The following is an 18275-nucleotide window of genomic DNA, read 5'->3' as shown; positions in this document are numbered from 1 at the left end:
CGAGCACCGGGCGGGGCCCCTGCTTCAGCACGGTCACGTCCGTGGTCTTCGGGCCGCCAAGGATCGTGCGCTCCCCACCGGTCGCGACGGCCGGGTCGTAGGGAAGTCGTCGACCGCCGCGTTCCCGGGCGGCCAGGGGAGGGCGGGGCGGGACGTCCCCGGGCAGGAAGCCCCCTCGACGACGGGGCGGCAGGCCACGAACCAGTGGATCGGCTTGATAGGCGCTGTCTCCGCGTGGCGTCCTCGGAGGTCGGGCCTGCCCGGAAGGCGTCCCGCTCGTCCATCCACCGGCGGACGGATGGTGCGCCCCGGGCCTAGCCGGCATGACCCGGCGCGGAGTAGTGGGTCGGATTGAGTTCCACCCCGCTTGACCCGCCCTTGGTCCCCGCGGGTGGCCGTGGCATGGTAGGGGTATGGCCGAGATCATACGCCTTCAGCCCGGCGAGGAGCCGCCCGCTGGCGAGAAGTACATCCTCTTCGAGTGGATGCCTTCGGGCAAGATGCAGTCGCTTGGCGCCCTTCACGGATCGGTGCAGCGCGTGCCTGACGGTCGGTTCGACGCCGAAGTAGCGAAAGCGCCGGAGATGGCCGACTTCCTGGGCTATCAGAAGGTCTATGTGCGAGGGCGGCCCGGATGACCGATCCCAAGCCCGCACAGCGCGACGTGATGCGCCTGCTCTACAAGGAGCACGGCGGTGACAAGGCCGCCTTGGTAGCCGCCTACGCGAAGGCTGAGGCCGAGGGCCGGGTCGCCCGGATCAGCAACGAACACGAGCTCCACGCTACCACCTATGCCGAGGCGCTGTATGCCGATGGCGTCAGGAAGGGGTGGATCGCGTGACCACCCCCGGCGTCCCCGCGATTCCGACCAGCTCGCCAAGGCCATCATGGATATGGCGACGGGAAGGCTGAGGACCGCGAGCTGACGCCGAAGGACCACGGAAAATCGGCTGCGGCTATCGAGCATGGAAGCAAGGGCGGAAGGATTGGAGGCTCCGCCCGCGCTGCGTCCATGAGTGTGGATCGAAGAACTTCGAACTGACCCACCGCCTGAGCGGAGCAGCGCTTCCTCTAGGTCAAAGGACTAGGTCAAAAATCTTATAACGGTCCCTTTGACGACTTCGGCGAGCTATCGGCACTCGTGAGCGCGCTCCCTTCCGATCGACACACGAGCCGGGCTCGATCGTCGGCCGCTTCGTAGGCCTCTTGGTAAGCGTCGAGAAGCTCGCGGGGTCCGGTGTCGACGGCGGCCTTGGACCGAAACGCCCAGGGCGGCCGGGATCCCGGAGCAGGTATCTTGCAAGGTTGCGTCCTTCCGAACGTGCCATCGATGCATCCGGCTGGTCGGCTGCTGGCGGCCTACCCGACCGACCATGCGCCCTTCGGAAGCCTGGACCCTTTTGGGGCTACCCTTCGGTTGCGGGCGCAAGGGGGTACGAAGCCTGATGTCGGATCAGGACCGGCACTTGAAGGATCCGGAGACAAAGATTGTACCTTGGGTTCCGGCTGACATATTCAGCGGAGCTGTCCCTCCCCCGCGCCGGACGCTCAAGAAGCGTATCGAGACATTGTCTCGCCGGCGGCAGAAGCCGGGATGAAAGGCGAGCGGGACGGCCGTCCGACGAAGTAGCCCTGCGCCTGCGACCAGCCGTGCGCCCTCAGCCACGCGAGTTGCTCCGCCGTCTCGACGCCTTCGGCCGTCGTGATCATCGAGAGCGCGGTGCCCATCTCGCCCGCCGCGCGGATGATCGCTTCCGACTGGGCCGAATGTCCGATGTCGCTGACGAAGCTGCGGTCGAGCTTGAGCTTGTCGAACGGGAAGAGGCGCAGGTACGAAAGCGACGAGAATCCGGTCCCGAAATCGTCGAGCGCGATGCGCACCCCAAGCTTTCTCAACGCATGGAGCACACGCATGTTGTGGTCGTTGTCGTGGAGCAGCACCGACTCCGTGATCTCGAGCTCAAGGCGGACCGGATCGAGACCGGACCGGGCGAGGATTGCCGCCACCCGCAGCGGGAGGCTGTCGCACCGGAACTGGACCGCCGAGACGTTGACCGCGACGGAGACGTCCGCCGGCCAGTCGACAGCCTGTCGACATGCCGTCTCCAGTACCCAGTCGCCGATCGGTACGATGAGGCCCGTCTCCTCGGCCAGCGGGATGAACTCCGCCGGAGACACGCTGCCTCTCTCGGGATGGTCCCAGCGCAGCAGGGCCTCGACGCAACAGGCGCGGCCGGAGCCGAGGTCCATCAGCGGCTGGTAGACGAGATGCAGCTCACGCCGCTCCAGGGCGGCGCCAAGGTCCCGCTTCATGGACTGCCGGGCGCGGATCCGTCCAAGCATGGCATCCTCGAACAGCCGCACGCCACCGCCGCCGTCCGCCTTCGCCTTGTACAGCGCGATGTCGGCGGCCTTGAAGAGCTCGTTCGCGGACCGGCAATCGTCGCCCGCCACGGCCACACCCACGCTCGCGCCGAGGCGGATCGCGTTGCCGTCGATGTCGAATGGTGCCTGAAGGCAGGCGACCATCCTCCCGGCGAGCGCCAACGCCGCCTCCGTTCCCGCCGTCTCCACGACGGCGAACTCGTCGCCTCCGAGCCGGGCCAACAGGCACGCGTCAGCCACGGTCCCGCGAAGTCGGCTCGCGACGGCGCGCAGCAGTTCGTCCCCGACTGGATGGCCCATGGTGTCGTTGACCTCCTTGAAGAGGTCGAGATCGAGCAGGAGAACGGCGACATCCTCGCTGCGCCGTGCCAGCGCATCCTCCAACATGTCGTTGAAGCGCGTGCGGTTGGGCAGGCCCGTCAGCGGATCGTGATGGGCGAGATGAGCGATCTCGTCCCGGGCACGACGGGCCACGGTCACGTCCCGGAAGAAGAGGGAAACGCCGTCGCTTCCGTTCGGGTAGGCGTGAACGTCGAGCCAGATGGCCGCTCTTTCGGCGAACATCTCGAACCTGACCGTCTCGCCCCGTTCGAGAACGGCCTCGAACCGTCCGACGAGGTCGGGCGTCATGTACTCGGGGTAGGCGTCCCAGAGGCAGCCGCCGACCTCGAGCGCGCTCGTCCGGCCGACGAACGCCCTGGCATGCGGGTTCATGTAGGTGACGCGGAACTTGCGGTCGACGACGATCACGCTGTCGGTGGTGCTCTCCAGCACCGCGGCGAGCTGGTCGCGCATCGCGTCGAACTCCCGCTGCATCCGCGCCTGTTCCGAGACGTCGCGGGAGATGGCGAGGATGTGCGTTATCGTGCCGTCCACGTCCCGGACGGGATCTACCGAGACGTCCCACCACGCATCCGACCCGTCCCTGTCCGGGCACCGGCACGAGAAGCGGTGTCCGACGCCGGTCCGAGCGAGGGCTACGGCCTGTTCGACGAAACCCCGGTGCGATCTCGGCCAGCCATCCACCCATGGATGCCCGATGACCCGATCGGACACGTCCGGCCCCAACCGCTCCGCCGCCCTTCGGCCGAGCGAGCGGACACGGCCGTCCAGGTCGAGCACCGTGACGAAGTCCGGGCTGCCGTCGAGGACGCTGCGCGCGAAGACCTCGCTCCGCCGAAGCGCCTCTTCCGCGCTCCTGCGATCGTGGATGTCCTCGAGCGTGCCGTACCAGCGCACGATCGAGCCGTCCGCGGCCAACCTCGGCGCCGCATAGGCTCGGAACCAGCGGTACGCGCCCGACTGCAGTCTGACGCGATACTCTATGTCGAACGGATGCCGCTCTTCCAGGGCGCGGGTCCATCGGGCGACCGTCGGCTGGAGATCGTCGGGATGGAGAGCCGCGCTCCAGCCGTGGCCCAAGGTCTGTGCCGGGGTCATGCCGGTCAGCCGGATCCAGCGAGGGCCCGCCTCGGTGATGCGTCCGTCCGCGTCCGCCGTCCAGGGAATCTGGGGGCTCAACTCGACGGCGTGGCGATGGTGGTCCTCGCTTTCGCGGAGCGCCGCTTCGACGGCCTTCGCTTTCGTGACGTCGCAAAGGATCCCGACCATGCGCGGCGGCCGTCCGGCGACGTCGCCGATCGGGCCGCCGCGGCTCGACAGGTGCCGCGTTCGCCCGCCGGCATCGACGATGCGGATTTCCATGGCGAAGGGCCGGGCCTGCCCGACAGATTCGATCGCCTCGTCGAGAAGATGGAGATCCTCGGGGACGGTGCCCCGCCTGAACAGATCCGCCACGTCGTGGCCCGCGTCGGGCTCGACACCGAGAAGCCGGTAGAGTCCGTCGGACCAAGTCAGCTCCCCGGTCGCGAGGTCGACCTCCCAGCTTCCCGAGGCGGCGACGCTCTCCGCCTGCGAGAGAAGCGTGCGCTGCTTCAGCAGCTCCCCTTCCCAGTCGGCCGCCCGCATTGCGATCCGGCTCAGCTCCTCCCGATCCGCCGCGGCCGCGAGGTCCGCACGATGGCGAAGCAACTCCGCCGTTGCCGCCTCGGCAAGGCCTGCCAGGATCGCGACCTGATCCGGTCGGAACTCGCGCGGTGCGGTGTCGGCGATGCAAAGCGCGCCGAGCCGCACGCCCGGTCCGAGCAACAAGGGTGCGCCAACGTAGAACCGGATGCGAGGCCCGTGCGTCACGAGCGGGTTCGCCGCGAAGCGCTCATCCGCCGACGTGTCGGGTACGACCAGTACCTCGTCGCTGCGCAGCGTATGGTTGCAGAGCGACTGCCCACGCGGCATCTCGCCCAGGACCACCCCGCACTGGGCCTTGGGCCACTGCTTGTCGCCGTCGAGGATGGAGACATACGCGATGGGTACGCCGAAGGTCTGACGGGCCAGGTCGCAGATGCGATCAAGCGACGGGGACGGACCCATCGTTTCGACGCCGAGCTCCCGAAGCCGGGCTATGCGCTCTTCTTCGCTGACATTGGCGGCGGGGCTGGGCATGACGTCCGGTCTCATCGCTCGCGAGGTTCATCGGAACCTCGCTAAGGTTCAGTTACGCTGCACATCACCGCCGACCGTCTGATCACGCCGTCGACTTCCCAGGCGACCTCGCGACAGGAACTCGCCTAGCGGGATGCTGGCGCGGGAACGCGTGGCCGCTCGCACCGCCTTCCGGGACGACACGCCCCGTTTCAGACCGTACGATCGCCCTGCCTAGGAGGCAGATGCCGGCGGATGGTTGGTCGTTGACGTGTACTCCGTCCGGGGTCCGCGGGCCGGCTCTCCTTCGCCCGTGGATCGGTTCAGCGCGGGGCGTTCCGGCGGTGTTCCCGCTTCCCTCCAAGGTCGGCCTGCGCCGCCGCACGACGGGATCCGAGAGATCGGCGGAAGCCACTCCAAAGCCGTGCGCTCGGCGGAACCGACGCCCAGGCTTCCTCCGCCCAACCCTTGCTCCCGTCCTTCCCGATAGATCCTCTTCGCGACGACTGGGGTCGAAGCGAGGTAACGGCCGTGTGCAAGCCGCCGGGCACCGTGGCGGTCACGGATGGCCGGTGGAAGTCCATCTCGCCGCGCCACATGGAATGCGGCGAGATAGGTCCCTCGCACGCCGACGAGCGCGGCCTCGGAGCGTCGAATTAGCCTTCGCGGCGCCAGCACGCCTGCGCTACGCGGGCGCCTGCATGAACATCACGCCGACCTCGCCTTCGTTTCGGCGCACGACGCGGCAGGGGCGAGGTGGCTCGTGCCCCACATGAAGTCGGATGGTGTCCGGCAGCCTCTCGCCATCGACTGCCAGCTTGGCTCCGGTCTGCGATATGTTGACGACGACGCACGACAAGAACTCGGGATGTCCGTCACCGCCCTCCGGCGTCGGCGGGGACGGGATCTCGACCTTCGCCGCGATCGCCGTGCGCACGCGGTCGTCGTCCCGCCGTTCCTCGACCCCCACGAGCCACGCGTCGAGGTTTTGCGCGATGCTGGCGGCGTCCCTGACCGTCGACTGCACGTTGACGCTGACCGTGCCGGTGGTCGCGCGCTGTTGCTCGCTCGCCTCCGCCGTCGTCGAGATGAAGCCCTGGACCGCATCGACCGCGGTCCGGATCGAGGTCAGTGCGGCCTCCACGTCTCGGGAGACCACCTGCATCGCACCGATCTCGCCCGAGATCCTGCCGGTCGCCGCCTGAGCCTGGCCCGCGAGGTTCTTCACCTCGCTGGCGACCACCGCGAAGCCTCGGCCCGCCGCGCCGGCGCGAGCGGATTCGATTGTCGCGTTCAGCGCCAGCAGGTTGATCTGCTCCGCGATGCCGGTGATCGCCTCCACCACGCCGTTCATGGCACCGGCCGCCTGGTTCAGTTTGGCGGCGGCCTCTCCGGCCGCCTGCATGCGTTCCTGAATCTCGCCTACGGCCTGATGCGACCGCAGCATCTGGTCGGCGATCTGCACCGACGTCCGGTGCATCTCCTCCGAGGCCACGGCAACGGCCTGCACCCGGCCCAACGTCTGCTCCGCGGCCGCGATGGCCTTCGTCCGGACCGCCATGCTGTTGGTCACGTCGGTGGCGAACTTGATCACCTTGCACGGCCGGCCGTTCAGATCGAGCACGGGATTGTAGGTCGCCTGGATCCAGACCTGCCGTCCGCCCTTGCCGATGCGCGGGTATACGGCCGAGGAGAACTTGCCTGCGCGCAGATTGGCCCAGAAGGCTGCGTAGGCCCGGCTTCCGGCATAATCCGGCGTGACGAACATGCGATGATGTCGGCCCCTGACCTCGTCCAGGGCGTAGCCCATCGCCTCCAGGAAGTTGGCGTTGGCATCGAGCACGATGCCATCCATGTCGAACTCGATCACCGCCTGCGATCGCGCCGCGGCTTCCACCTTCCCGGCCATGTCGGCTGCCTTCTGCTTGGCGGCCGTGACGTCGGTGGCGTACTTGACGACCTTCAGGACGCGTCCAGCCGCGTCGAGAATGGGGTTGTAGGAGGCCTGGATCCAGATTTCCCGGCCGCCCTTGGCGAGACGCTTGAACTCGCCCGAGCGATACTCGCCGCGGGCGAGCGCGTCCCAGAAGCCGCGGTACTCGGCAGAGGCCGCATGAGGCTCCTCGACGAACATCCGATGGTGCCGACCTCGGATCTCATGCAGGTCGTAACCCGTTGCCTGGAGGAAGTTGGCGTTGGCGTCCTGGATCGATCCGTCCGGAGCGAAATGGATGACGGCCTGCGAACGGCCGATCGCGGCGATCTGCCCGGCGGATTCGGCGGTGGCCTCCTTCTCGGCGGTCACGTCGAGCGCGAACTTGACGATGCGCGTCGGCCGGCCCCGTGCGTCGAGCACCGGATTGTAGGTGGCTCGGATCCAGACTTCGCGGCCGTCCCTGGCGATGCGCCTGTACTCGCCGCTCCGGAACGTCCCACGTCGGAGCGCCTCCCAGAACTCCGCATAGGAAGGGGCCGCCGCCTCGTCGGCCGCGACGAACATCCGGTGGTGCCGCCCGCGAACGTCGTCGAGGCCGTAGCCCATAAGGTCCAGGAAGTTGCGGTTGGCCTCCAGCACGGTCCCATCGAGTGCAAACGCGACGGTGGCTTGCGAACGCTCCACCGCATCGAGCTTGGCGGCTGCGCCGGAGCGCCGGACGAGTGCGAACATCGGTCGTTCCAGAACAGTCACGAGTGCCGGAAAAAACACAGCAGCCTTAAGGTCACGTAACCGACCTCTGCCATCGAACGGGAAGGCCGCACCGCCTTCGCAGATTTCGCAGATCTGTATGCCATCGGAGGCACGGACTCTCCTGCTCGCCGGCGTCGAGCCACGTGTATTCCGACTCGAAACCTCAAAATCTGGCAACGTCGAGCCGGGGCGTCCCCGAAGCGCGCCCGAACTCCGTCGAGGAGCGCACCGCCTTAGGGTCGAGGCCGAGCTGTCGGGCGGGGGCGGCGGGCAAGCCCGGACCGTGCTTCTCCGGGAGCGTGACGAGCCGCCCGAGATGGATCAACGCCGACGCTCCTCGTGCAACCACGCGGCGTGATCATCGGCGGGTTAGCGACGTCCGGCCGCCGGACGGTTCATGCCCCATTTCCCGCGTCGACACGAATTGGGCACCCTTCGGTCGGCGCCTTCGGAAATCATCCCTCCGTCATCGACATCCGGTCGCGGGATCCTTTCCGTCCTCGTCATGCCGACCCGAACTGGCGTCGCGACCCACGACATGTCCTGGAGGATGCTCGGTCGGTAGGGTCACCGCGTCAGATCGGACGCATGATCATCCGCAAGGTCGAGCAGGCCGTCGGCGTCGTGACGACAGGCCGAGAGAAGCCAGTGTCCGGTGCAGCCGTGCGCCCCCGCGAATCGGTAGAGCCTGCCCGTACACTCGATGCTGCGGTATCCGATCCCCTGCAGGGCATCCTCGGCCTGCGTCCGATCCTCGACCGTGCAGATGGGGTCGCCGAAACCGTCGATCACGCTGAACACGTCCGCGTCGTGGACGATGCGGGCGCGCCCGACGGCCCGTCCGCGGGCCGTGTCCAGGTCGACCTCCTCGGCCTTGGCGAGCACGAACCCGCCCTCTGCGGTCTCGGCCAGGTAAGCATTGGCGGTCTCGTCGACGACTCCCAGGAAGTACCGGATGCTCATCGCTCGGTGGTCACCTCTCAAATAAACGCGGAACCATTGTCAGGCATGCTCAAGTGCGGCTTGCCGGCTGCAGCAATAGGATACATCGGCCTCGATCACAATCATCGCCCCGGGCTCGTGGCCCGTCATCGGACAACATGATGGTCGGGCAAGCCGTCGGGGTCCGTGACGCTCGGAGATGTCACGCCCCGGTCCCTATACGCACCGTTCAAGATCCCGGACGGCCCCGGATCGTCAGCGTCGCATCCCCGGCCCACCGCCAGCATCCGGGCGAACAAGGGTCCGAGAAGTTCGTCCGCCCAGTCATTCGGCAGCGCCATGTATCGGCCGGGCCGCCGTACCATCCCGCAGTGGAAGCGGCCACCCTCGAACTCCAGCGCGGGGCAGGGCGTGGCGATCTCGGGAGAGATGTATTCCAGGGCGATCTTGCAGGGCTCAACGGCGCAGCAGTAGCCGCATCCGTTGCAGGTCTGTCCGAAGGGCGGCTTCGGCGGGCCACGATCCATGATTTCGCGGTCGGTCATTGCATTCCTGACGAGGCAAGGCAGGTCGAGGATAGCGATTCGTTTTCAGTCGCAAAGGGGAGGGCGGTGTGTCGCTGCGAACCGGGATCGCCGCGCTGAAGCCGGCCCATGCGCGCGGGGGCTCGTTCCGGGACATGGGGCCGCCCCTCAGGGACCGATACGGGAAAAGGCTTGGCGTCGGCGCCTAGGGCGTCTCTGCAAAGGGGTTCACAGGTGGGGTAGTCAGGCCCATTTGGGCTGGATGCGACGCTTTGAACTGACCGACGCGCAGTGAGAGCGGATCGCCCCGTTGCTGCCTCCGCAGAAGCCGCGCACGGGCCGGCCTGCGGAGGATCATCGTCAAGTCTTCAACGGCATGCTCTGGATCCTGCGCACCGGCGCACCCTGGGAGGATCTGCCGGCGCGCTATGGTGCGGTCGGCACGGTGTCGAGCCGGTTCTACCGCTGGCGCAAGGCCGGTGTGTTCGACCGGGTACTGCAGCGGCTGCAGGCGCAGGCCGATGCGCGCGGGGACCTCGACTGGGACCTGCATTTCGTGGACGCGACGGTGGTACGTGCCCACCAGCACGCCGCCGGGGCACGCCGGTCCGGCGCCATCGGGGGGTGAGGCGACGGTCGAGGGCGTAGGCGAGGCGCTCGGGCGCAGCCAGGGCGGGTTCTCGACCAAGCTGCATCTACGCGCCGAGGGCGGTGGCAAGCCGATCACGGCCGTCCTGACGGCCGGTGAGCGCCACGAGCAGTTCGCGCTGGATGCGCTGATGGACAGCGCTGACTAGAAGCTAGCACATCAACGGCCTCCGGAAATCCCGCTACGCCCGGGCTGGTAGTCTCCGCTGTAATTCGGGGGATTGGGTCGCCGTATGACTGTTCCACCACCTCCGCCGCCGCGACTGATGATGCCGCCAAGGGCCGAGCCGATGGCGATACCAGCGCCGATTGCCTCCGAGACGCCCGAACCTACACCTGAGCCGCCACCCGGGGAGTTGCTCCCTGGCTGAAGCGTATGCGAATGGGTGCCGGTACCGCACGTCATGCAACAATTCGTGCATCCGTCGTGGTCGTTCATGCCGACCCCCCAATATGAATTGGAATTGCCCTCACGCCACGCACCGTAACAGATTTTCTCGCCTTTCTGGCAATTGATGTTGTATTCGTGAAACTCGGAGTCAGCCAAGGTGTAGGCCTTGCTACCTCCAGGCCAAGCTCTCCTGTACGATTGCGAGTAGAACTCCACTTGTACTCTGCGAGGATCCAAGCTCCTCATCCGTACAGTAAGGCTGTTAGGAGGAGGTCCGTCCGGTCCTGCTTGGAGGCTGACAATTTTAGTGCCGCTGCCGCATGTCGTACAGCAGTTAGTGCACGATTTTTCATTGTTGTACCCAACGCCCCAATAGATGGATCGATCGTCCTCACGCCAGGCTCCGTAGCATATTTGCTCGCCTCGAATACAGGAGAGTGGATAATTGTAATCTTTTGTATCATATGCATCTACGATGTAGGATCTGTCAAAGGAAGGCCACGCGTTTCGGCGAGCTGTGGAATAAAAAGCAATCCGTATCTTCTTCTTATCGTTGCTGGTGATTTGGAATTTCACGGCATTTGCTGCTTGGCTACGCTCCTTCGCCTCTTTGGCGTCGGCAATGTCATTGGCCTTCCCCTCGGCCTCCTCATCCTCTCGCTCCTCAGCTGTAGGTCCCGGATTTGATAAAACACCGGGTATGCATGAGTACTCGACCTTTAACTGTCGAAATTCCAAGAACGGCCTGAACTTGCTTCTGCCGAGTTCATTATTCCAGCGGGTGACACGCTTCCTTGCCCATTGCTCGGCCTCCATTTTCGCGCCCGCATCTGCGATTTTGGCTTGCCCTCCGTCGCATTGTGTAGCGCTAAAGTAAAAATGCTTTCCGGTCCGCCAGTACTGACGAAGAAAAGCCCAATCTAAATCACCTTTATCTTCCCATGGTCCCGGAGTAAAAGCGTTGACGTTTTCGACGTTGCCGATAATGGCGGCCTTGCACTTAAAGATGAACGGTGCATTGCGAGGATTGGTAAAATTTGACGGACAAACAGAAGAGTCTGGCTTTTCCAGTGTGCCCTTCCATTCCGGTGGTTCACGGATTTCGCGTCGGGTCACGATGCTCATCGCATCGACCGTAATGGTGCCGCTACCAACGATTACGCCGAGTACGAGAGACGCGCAGGTCATGACCCGCGCCAGATACGCACCCATCGCCCTTCTCCGGCCCCACACTTAGGGGCTCTCGCCGAGACACAACATCTGCCAGCTCGGGAACTTCACAGAGACAAGCATAAAGCTCGGCCCCTGTCGACCTAATTAGCCTCAATCAGATAGGAATTATGCGGCGATCACGGCAGCCGTATCTCTCTCATTCTCTGGGGCGTCTTAGGAAACACTTGTCGTCTATCTATCTGCGGCAGCTACCGTTTGACGAGGTTAGAATAGGAGGCTCAGCTGATTCCTGAGATTGGCACACGTAAGGGCATAATTATCCTGCAGGCAATTGCTGCCCCTTGGTTCTGGACTGTAACCGGCCCCTTTCCAGGGCTCGCAAGGAACCGGACGATGCGGGTGTCAGTCAATTTGCAATGCCGAACTGGGATAGGGCATTAGCAACGGCTCGCCGCCGGCCGTTATCCTGTGTCTCCTTCAGCAATTTTAGAAGCGGCGCTACTGCCGGCTCACCCATGTCAGCGAGAACGATCCCGAGCCGCCACCAAATCGGTAAGAAGGTCGAGCAGCGCATCACGTCGAGTAGATCATTGAGATGCTCTGGGCCTGGTCGCCCGATGCGTCGTATGTCGTCGACCAACTGCAGCCGGACACTGTCCTCTTGTGCCGCCGCCAGCTCTCGGACCGCGGTATCGAGAGCCGCCTCAGCCGGCGGACCGATCCGTCCCAGCGCGTTGATGATGGCATAGCGTGCGCGCGGTTCCCCGGCTTGGCCGAGTGCTGCAAGAAGCGGCTCAACTGCAGCCGCTCCCATCGCACCGAGAAGGGTCGTGAGGTGTCGTCCCGAGGGATCCATCCCGTGCGTGACGAGCATGTCCACGAGGTCACAGATCGCTTCCGGCGAGGGTACGATGCCTGGGCGCATGGTCGTGAGGATGCCGTCCGTTCCGTATCCACTCCGCCCATGCTTCAAAGCAGCGGTTTGAATCGTTGCGAGGAGGTCGGCGGGAGCCCCGATTTTCCGCAAGGCGTCGGCCACCTCCCCGACCAAGGTCCCGTCGGATGAGTTTTCTGCAGCTTCCGCAAGGCAGGCCACGGCCCGTATTGCGGCTGGGCCAAGCTCACCCATGGCCCTGGCGAGTTCGGTCCGCGCCACCGCACCGTCGGCGGCCTCGAATTCCTCGACGAGGGCATCCACGGCATCGGGTCCGAGGCTCGCGATGGCGCCCGCGATTTGGCGCAGGGCGTGTTGCCCCCGTGCGGACTGGAAGGCGGTGCGGAGCCGCGGGAGCGAGGTGTTCGAACGCAAGCCGATCGTCTTAAGCGCCTCGGCGAAGATCGCTCGGTCTTCGTCGACCTGGAGGCGCTCGAGACCGCCGAGAAGCAAGGGCACGGCCGGGCTCGCATCTCGGCCGACGAGGCCTAGGGCACGAGCGAGGGCGGCGCGTTGCGTGTCGGTCCCGGCTGCGACGAAGGCATTGGCCAGCGGCAACACAGCCACCGATCCCAACTGACCGAGCGCATGAGCGATGCGGTACTGGGTGCTGCCACCCTGGGCCACGAGCAGCCCGTCAATCAACGCGCGGATCGAGCCCTCCCCCGCCGCGTGCAACTGATCGACAAGAAGCAGGATCTGCCTGTTCGCGTTGAGCCCGCACCGCGCCTCGATCGCCGCGATCATGGTCGGGAGCGTGGAAGCCGCAGGCAACCCGATGCTCGCCAATGCGTAGGCGACGGCCTCCAGGCCACCGGTGTTCTGAGTGGTCTCCAGGGCCTCCGTCAGCATGGGAACCGCAGGGGCGGCATCCGTACCGATGCGGCCGAGCGCGTAGGCGATCCATCTGCGCACGTCTGCATCGCTACTGGTGACGAACCCGGCCATCAGCTCCGCCAAGTCCGGCCGGCCCACCCGCCACAGCAGGCGGGCCAAGGGGCGCAGGTCGGCCGCATCGCCCACGTCGGCCAGGGCTTCCGCCAGACCTGGAACGCACTTGTTCCCTGTCTCCTGGGCGCCGCCCTCCGCTGCCTCGGCGTCCAGCACCGCTTTTGCGCCCCGGAACTCCGTCTCGGCTCGATGGATACGATTGTCCACCGCAGCCTGGGCGACGACGTGACCGCGCTCGATCCTGAACAGGCGGAATGCCCTCGGAAGATCGTGGCCCGACGATCTGTCCAGGCGTTCCCAGGAGGCGCAGTTGAGGTCGGCCGTCACCCAGGTGGCGAAGATGGGCTCGTCGGTCTCGTGTACGTCAGGCATGCCGACCTGGATCTTGCCCTCCGGCGCGCCGTCCAGGAATTTCCGATACTGGTGGTGTGGATCGTCAGCAGGGACAGCTCCACCGAAACGCTTCAGGTAGAGCCGGCCGTCCTTGACCTCCCAGCTCGCGCCGTGGCCCCGACCGTCGGCCGTCGACCTGCCTGCGACGAAGCTGCATCGCTCCCAGCGGGGATCCCCGGGTGGCAGGATCGGCAGGAACGTCCACAGGAAGTAGGATCCGGTTTTGGTCTCGAGGTTGTCCGGGATCGGGCGAGTCATCGTGGGGCCTGCCAGTCACGCCTGCGGATCCGGGTCGGATCCTATTCGACGCCGTAGCCAGCATAGACCTGTGCGATGTCGGCCTGAATGGCTCTGGCGCGCGCCATGTCGGCGTCGCTGCCCAACTTGTCGCCGCTACGCTGCCGGGCGATCCCACGTCCGTGGAGCACATTTGCGCTATTCGCCTTTGTTGCGAGGGCGGCGGAATAGTCGGCGATCGCCCTGTCATGCGTGCCAGGTTTTAGATGCACCAGGGCGCAGCTATCTAGGATATGTACATCCCCCGGCTTGATCCGGAGTGCATTGTTGAGGATCGGATCGTTTCCTGTAGCGCTGGGACGAACGGCCGAAGCCGGTGGCTTGGCAGGCCCGACGCTCGCTGACGACATTGGCCACCTGCAGATGACCGGCGACCTCGCGGCGAGCAGCGGGCCTCACCACTTTCGCTTGAGCGCATTTCGGCACGCATCGAGCGGTCCAGCGTTAGGTCGGCCACCAGTCGTTTGAGCTTGCTGTTCTCGTCCTCCAGCTGCTTGAGCCGGCGAATCCCCGGCACGCCCATGCCAACGAACTGCTGGGATCAGCATAGCGGCGGACGCGAGCGTTCGCCGCCAAGATTGATAGCCTAAGGTAATTTTCCCCGGCCCCAAATCCTCGAATTTGGTTTCTTCTTTTTGTGTTTTTATGGCCTTCGCTTGATTGCGACGCGCGCTCCGAGCCAGCCTGCAGCGCCGGCTCCGTCTTGACCGCCTCCTCCTTCGATTACGGCCATCGAGCCGTCCCATAAGTTCCCGGAGGGTGCGGTCAAGGCGCGCTGCTCGAATCCGCGTGGCGTCGACGTCGGGGCGAACGCGCGAGCCCGGACCAACCGCTCTCGGGGCGGCGCTGGTGGTACGCTTAGGCAGGATGCATCCTCGGTCAGCACGACGAAGACAGAGGGATTCGCTTCATGGCCGACCTTTCAGAGCTTGGGCACCTCGTGCCCCCCGCCGGTGCGCCACGGGACGAGGTCGATCCCACGGAGGCAAGCCCGGCCTCCGCGCCGCGGTTCACCGTGTACGCCCCGCGCCGCCGCGGATGTGGGTCCCCCTCGATCGGACGCGTCAGCGACACCGGCGTCCTGCGCAACCTGTCCGAGAGCGGCGGGTGGCTCCACGAGGACGGCCGCGTGCTCGCCAACGGTCCGTGCACGGGCTTCCATGCCTTCCTCATCGTCCCCGAGATGGCCCCCGTCGTGGTGGCCCAGGCCGAGGCGATCGCAGTCATCGCACCCGGGGTAGGGGGAGCCGACGCGGCCCTGCCCGACGGCTGCGCGTACGAGGTCGACGCGCGGCACGACCCGTGGGGCGACCCGGATGACCCTCGATGGGGCGGGCACAACCAAATCGCCGGAAGGGCGGTCCGGGACGCGGGATGGGTCAGGCTCACGACGAGGAGGAACCGCGGCGTCAAGGAGATCCTCGTCGAGCCCGGCGAACACGCATCGCCATTCGAGGAACACCTCGTCGCCCTGGCGAGGAAGCTGGTTTGCAGGATCGTATCGTCCGCCCCGGACGTCGGTCCCATCACCGTCTTCGATCCGGCCGGCGAGGCGATCGGGACCGGCCCGGGCCGTTCGGACATTCCCGCCCATCGGTCCCTCGGCTCGGTACCGGTCCTCCGTCCGCGGGATCTGGCGACGTGGTTGGACCTGCGTGTCGATAACGACGAGGACGGCGCCCGGGCGGAAGGACCCGATGACGCGACCATACCCACCCGCGGCTACTGATGTCGTTGCGAGACGGATGCGCGAGACACGGGTCGGCGGCCATGGCCGCAGGTACGGCGTGTTCGCGCCGGACGCCCGGCCGGTTCTCGCGTGGGAAGGCAAGAAGGATTAACCCTCGCTGCGACGAGGCGGGGTGAGGGATCCCCTGAGCCCTCCGGAAGCAAGGTTTCGTAACCGGGATTGTCTCTGTTGGCCGTCGAGGACGTCTGGGCGGGGAACCGGGTATGAGTCAGGCGGCGATCGAACCGAGACGCGTTCCCCAGCCGGTTCGCCCTTCCGGCACCCGGAATCCCCGGGATACGACCGCCGAGCGCTGGTACGTGGTCTCGGATCTCGATGTTGCCTGGCCCACGGTCGATCCGGGTTCGCCGACGGCCAGGGAATGCTTGGCGCGTGCGGCGGCCTTGAGCGTCGAGGCGCGGGCGTTGTCCAAGCGGAGGGACATGGAAGCGGCCGCGAGCCTTCATCTTCTCGCCGCCGAACTGCGACGCGAGGCCGGGGCCTGGGCCTCCTGCGCGGAGAACTACCGCGCGCTGGTCCACCATCACCTCCGATGCCAGGACCTGACGCGTGCGGCCACCTATGCGCGCAAGCTGCTGTTCGTCACCGAGCGGTCATCCGACCAGAAGGAGCGCCTGGAGGCCTGCCTTCTTGCGGCAGCGGTCTTCGTCGAGGCCCGCCTGGTCGCCTCGGCCGCAGGCGCCGCGGCGAAGGCCGCCAAGGTCGTGGCCTCGTTCCCGGATCCGAAAAGCCGCGCGCGCCTGGCGGCCTTGTTCGAACGGATCGGTCAGCTCGCCGTCGTGCCTCCGGCGCCGGTGACGGGCCCCGGGTGCGATTGCGGTGAGGCTCGGGGCTGCATCGTGTGCCATGAGGGGGACGACGGGATCCCGGACGAGTTCCAGGTGCAGATCCCTCGCATGCCCCTCGACCGTCACGGTTCGCCCCGGAATTCGTGGGGGTCCGCCGAACTCTCGGGTATTGAGGCCATGATGGAGCTTCCCGGGCCGGCCGGTGAATGCCGGAACTGGGTCGGCGTCAGCGTCGAGGGCGGTCGCTACCGCATCGTCATGGTCCCCAACCGAAGCGCCAGGGCCATGCGCGCCGCCAGGGAGATACTGGAGGCGGCCCGCGCGGCACCGAAAGGCACCGGGTTTCCCCCGGCCACCGTCATTCAGGTCGTCTGTGCCCTGGATGCGTTCATCAACGCGGTCGGCTTCTTCCTCGCCCGGTCCGGAGGCGAAAGCTGGGGAAGCGCGATACCGCCCTACGTTCGGAAGCCCGACCGCAGCAGGTTCGAGCACAAGCCCCTTCAGACGCGCTGGAGCGTCGTCGGGCAGGGAATGTTCGGTCCTCAGTGGGAAGCGGAACGCCTGGAGAGCCTGGGCAAGCTCACGGAACTCCGCAACTCCCTCGTCCACTCCCGGGGGGAGGCCGAAAGGATCGCGCTGCCCTTGGAGCCGCCGATCGGGATGCTGGTTGGCCTAGACGCCGTCGCGAAGCCATGGGCCGCGCCACAGCCCTGGGCCGACCGGATCGTGACGCCGGCCCTTGCGGAATGGTCGATCGGTCTCGGTGAAGGGCTGATCGCCGCGTTCCGGAACTCCTGGCACGCGGAGTGCCGGGAGGAAGTGCGCGCGAGCCTCATGTCGGACGCCGAGGCGAGACGGATCCTCGCAGGCAGGTAGTGCCAAGTGCCCGACGTCGCGGACCTTCTTCACGCATCGGCCCGCCCGGCTCACAGGACGGGTCGAGCCGGCCGGAACGTGATCTCGATCACGGCGGGATTCACCGGGACGCTGGCGTCCCGGTTGCCCTGGAACTCCATCCGGTGACACGCGCCACGAGCGCCTCCGAGTCGAGGAGGAGATCGGCACGACCTCGGCCGGCGCCGGACCGTGTCGATCGGGCGACGATCGAGGGTTGTGTCCTCCGCCTCCTTGGCTTGCCGGAAGGGACGATGACGGCCCGTCACGACGACATCGCGCGGGCCCTTCGCGAACAGGCCGGGCAGTCGCTCCCTGGCCCGAACACGGGTAGGATCGAGAGGCCGAAGGCCCGATGATCCTGCCGGGAGGGGCCGGGATACGGGATATCCGGGAGCGACCGTGCCTCGCCTTCTTGAACCTGCCGGTGCGGCAACGCCCGGATCGCCCCGGTCAGGCCGCCGCGACGGGTAAGCGGGCGGGATCTTCTCCCGTTCTTCCCAATAGCCGAACGCCTCAGAATCCGGCCCAGCACGCCGCTCCGCGAGGCACTTTCACCTTATGGTTCGAGCTCGACCCGGCGGCCCATGACTTCGGTCATCGCGTGCCTCGTCCGCACAGGCGACGGCGGCCTTTCCGATCGGCACCGCGACGGGATGCTCCTCCCGTGCACGCGGGCCTCTCGCGCCACGCATTGGCATACGGCGATCCAACTCTGGCAGCGCCGCCTTCCCACACGTAGACGCTCACCCCGAGTTCGCATGCCCCGTAGAGGGCGATGGCACCTACCGGCTCGTCCTCGTCCGTCAGGATCACCGAAGCCTTCTTCCCCCGCAGCCCTTCATTTTCACACAGCCTCGGTGAGAAGCCGGGACTCAGCCCAGCGATCGCAATGAGCCGCTTCACCGTTGAAAGCGGACCTTCTCCGGTTGAGCGTCACGAGACAAGGCCGTGGAATCCATAAGATTCTCGACAGGGCGCAATAGTTTTGTTGGCCCCAGATCCTCAAGCCGCCAAGGTTTGGTGGACCCAGCT

11 protein-coding genes and 2 pseudogenes are annotated in these 18275 nt (G+C 66.3%); 5 read left to right on the top strand and 8 right to left on the bottom strand.

Annotation, left to right across the window (positions count from 1 at the left end):
* The first annotated feature begins 413 nt into the window (after positions 1 to 413).
* Positions 414 to 638 (top strand): hypothetical protein, encoded by a 225-nt coding sequence (locus DK427_RS19640; protein ID WP_109952731.1) that lies wholly within the window; start codon positions 414 to 416, stop codon positions 636 to 638.
* Complete coding sequence (locus DK427_RS19635) at positions 635 to 841, top strand: hypothetical protein (protein ID WP_109952730.1); 207 nt, start codon at positions 635 to 637, stop codon at positions 839 to 841. The genes DK427_RS19640 and DK427_RS19635 overlap by 4 nt, the downstream gene beginning before the upstream one ends.
* A gap of 707 nt (positions 842 to 1548) precedes the next feature.
* On the opposite strand, the gene DK427_RS19630 is transcribed toward DK427_RS19635, so the two are convergent.
* The 4 genes from DK427_RS19630 to DK427_RS19615 form a co-directional block, all read right to left on the bottom strand.
* Positions 1549 to 4887: an EAL domain-containing protein gene (locus DK427_RS19630; protein WP_162559846.1), complete on the bottom strand. Its 3339-nt coding sequence runs from the start codon at positions 4885 to 4887 to the stop codon at positions 1549 to 1551.
* Between the two features lie 664 nt (positions 4888 to 5551).
* Entirely contained in the window at positions 5552 to 7534 is a 1983-nt protein-coding gene (locus tag DK427_RS19625) for a PAS domain-containing protein (RefSeq protein WP_109952728.1), read from the bottom strand.
* Positions 7535 to 8122: 588 nt separating this feature from the next.
* Entirely contained in the window at positions 8123 to 8518 is a 396-nt protein-coding gene (locus DK427_RS19620) for a hypothetical protein (RefSeq protein WP_109952727.1), read from the bottom strand.
* A gap of 125 nt (positions 8519 to 8643) precedes the next feature.
* Entirely contained in the window at positions 8644 to 9042 is a 399-nt protein-coding gene (locus DK427_RS19615; protein ID WP_109952726.1) for a hypothetical protein, read from the bottom strand.
* Positions 9043 to 9322: 280 nt separating this feature from the next.
* Between DK427_RS19615 and DK427_RS19610 the strand changes: the two are divergent.
* Positions 9323 to 9806 (top strand): annotated as a pseudogene (locus DK427_RS19610) (IS5 family transposase); the annotation flags it as partial.
* A 23-nt stretch (positions 9807 to 9829) separates the two neighbouring features.
* Here DK427_RS19610 and DK427_RS26480 read toward each other — a convergent pair.
* The 4 genes and pseudogenes from DK427_RS26480 to DK427_RS19600 all read right to left on the bottom strand — a co-directional run.
* A complete protein-coding gene (locus DK427_RS26480; RefSeq protein WP_162559845.1) occupies positions 9830 to 11272 on the bottom strand; it encodes a hypothetical protein in 1443 nt (480 codons plus the stop codon).
* A gap of 367 nt (positions 11273 to 11639) precedes the next feature.
* Complete coding sequence (locus DK427_RS19605; RefSeq protein ID WP_109952725.1) at positions 11640 to 13769, bottom strand: HEAT repeat domain-containing protein; 2130 nt, start codon at positions 13767 to 13769, stop codon at positions 11640 to 11642.
* Positions 13770 to 13810: 41 nt separating this feature from the next.
* Positions 13811 to 14158: a tetratricopeptide repeat protein gene (locus DK427_RS26475; RefSeq protein ID WP_162559844.1), complete on the bottom strand. Its 348-nt coding sequence runs from the start codon at positions 14156 to 14158 to the stop codon at positions 13811 to 13813.
* Positions 14076 to 14346, bottom strand: a pseudogene (locus DK427_RS19600) (IS3 family transposase); the annotation flags it as partial. The gene DK427_RS26475 and the pseudogene DK427_RS19600, both read right to left, overlap by 83 nt.
* A gap of 372 nt (positions 14347 to 14718) precedes the next feature.
* On the opposite strand from DK427_RS19600, the gene DK427_RS19595 reads away from it, so the two are divergent.
* Both DK427_RS19595 and DK427_RS19590 read left to right on the top strand, forming a co-directional pair.
* Entirely contained in the window at positions 14719 to 15537 is an 819-nt protein-coding gene (locus DK427_RS19595; RefSeq protein WP_109952724.1) for a hypothetical protein, read from the top strand.
* 224 nt (positions 15538 to 15761) lie between these two features.
* Positions 15762 to 17222, top strand: coding sequence for a hypothetical protein (locus DK427_RS19590; RefSeq protein ID WP_162559843.1), 1461 nt, complete (start codon positions 15762 to 15764; stop codon positions 17220 to 17222).
* Positions 17223 to 18275: the final 1053 nt, after the last annotated feature.

This window comes from Methylobacterium radiodurans (assembly GCF_003173735.1).
Classification (GTDB): domain Bacteria; phylum Pseudomonadota; class Alphaproteobacteria; order Rhizobiales; family Beijerinckiaceae; genus Methylobacterium; species Methylobacterium radiodurans.
The sequence above is the reverse complement of the archived record's forward strand: the minus strand, read 5'-3'. Positions and strand labels throughout refer to the sequence as shown.

Excerpts from the sequence above, each read along its gene's own strand:
- DK427_RS19640 (WP_109952731.1), top strand. The coding sequence starts at position 414 with ATGGCCGAGATCATACGCCTTCAGCCCGGCGAGGAGCCGCCCGCTGGC.
- DK427_RS19635 (WP_109952730.1), top strand. The coding sequence starts at position 635 with ATGACCGATCCCAAGCCCGCACAGCGCGACGTGATGCGCCTGCTCTAC.
- DK427_RS19630 (WP_162559846.1), bottom strand. The coding sequence starts at position 4,887 with ATGCCCAGCCCCGCCGCCAATGTCAGCGAAGAAGAGCGCATAGCCCGG.
- DK427_RS19625 (WP_109952728.1), bottom strand. The coding sequence starts at position 7,534 with ATGTTCGCACTCGTCCGGCGCTCCGGCGCAGCCGCCAAGCTCGATGCG.
- DK427_RS19620 (WP_109952727.1), bottom strand. The coding sequence starts at position 8,518 with ATGAGCATCCGGTACTTCCTGGGAGTCGTCGACGAGACCGCCAATGCT.
- DK427_RS19615 (WP_109952726.1), bottom strand. The coding sequence starts at position 9,042 with ATGACCGACCGCGAAATCATGGATCGTGGCCCGCCGAAGCCGCCCTTC.
- DK427_RS26480 (WP_162559845.1), bottom strand. The coding sequence starts at position 11,272 with ATGGGTGCGTATCTGGCGCGGGTCATGACCTGCGCGTCTCTCGTACTC.
- DK427_RS19605 (WP_109952725.1), bottom strand. The coding sequence starts at position 13,769 with ATGACTCGCCCGATCCCGGACAACCTCGAGACCAAAACCGGATCCTAC.
- DK427_RS26475 (WP_162559844.1), bottom strand. The coding sequence starts at position 14,158 with ATGTCGTCAGCGAGCGTCGGGCCTGCCAAGCCACCGGCTTCGGCCGTT.
- DK427_RS19595 (WP_109952724.1), top strand. The coding sequence starts at position 14,719 with ATGGCCGACCTTTCAGAGCTTGGGCACCTCGTGCCCCCCGCCGGTGCG.
- DK427_RS19590 (WP_162559843.1), top strand. The coding sequence starts at position 15,762 with ATGAGTCAGGCGGCGATCGAACCGAGACGCGTTCCCCAGCCGGTTCGC.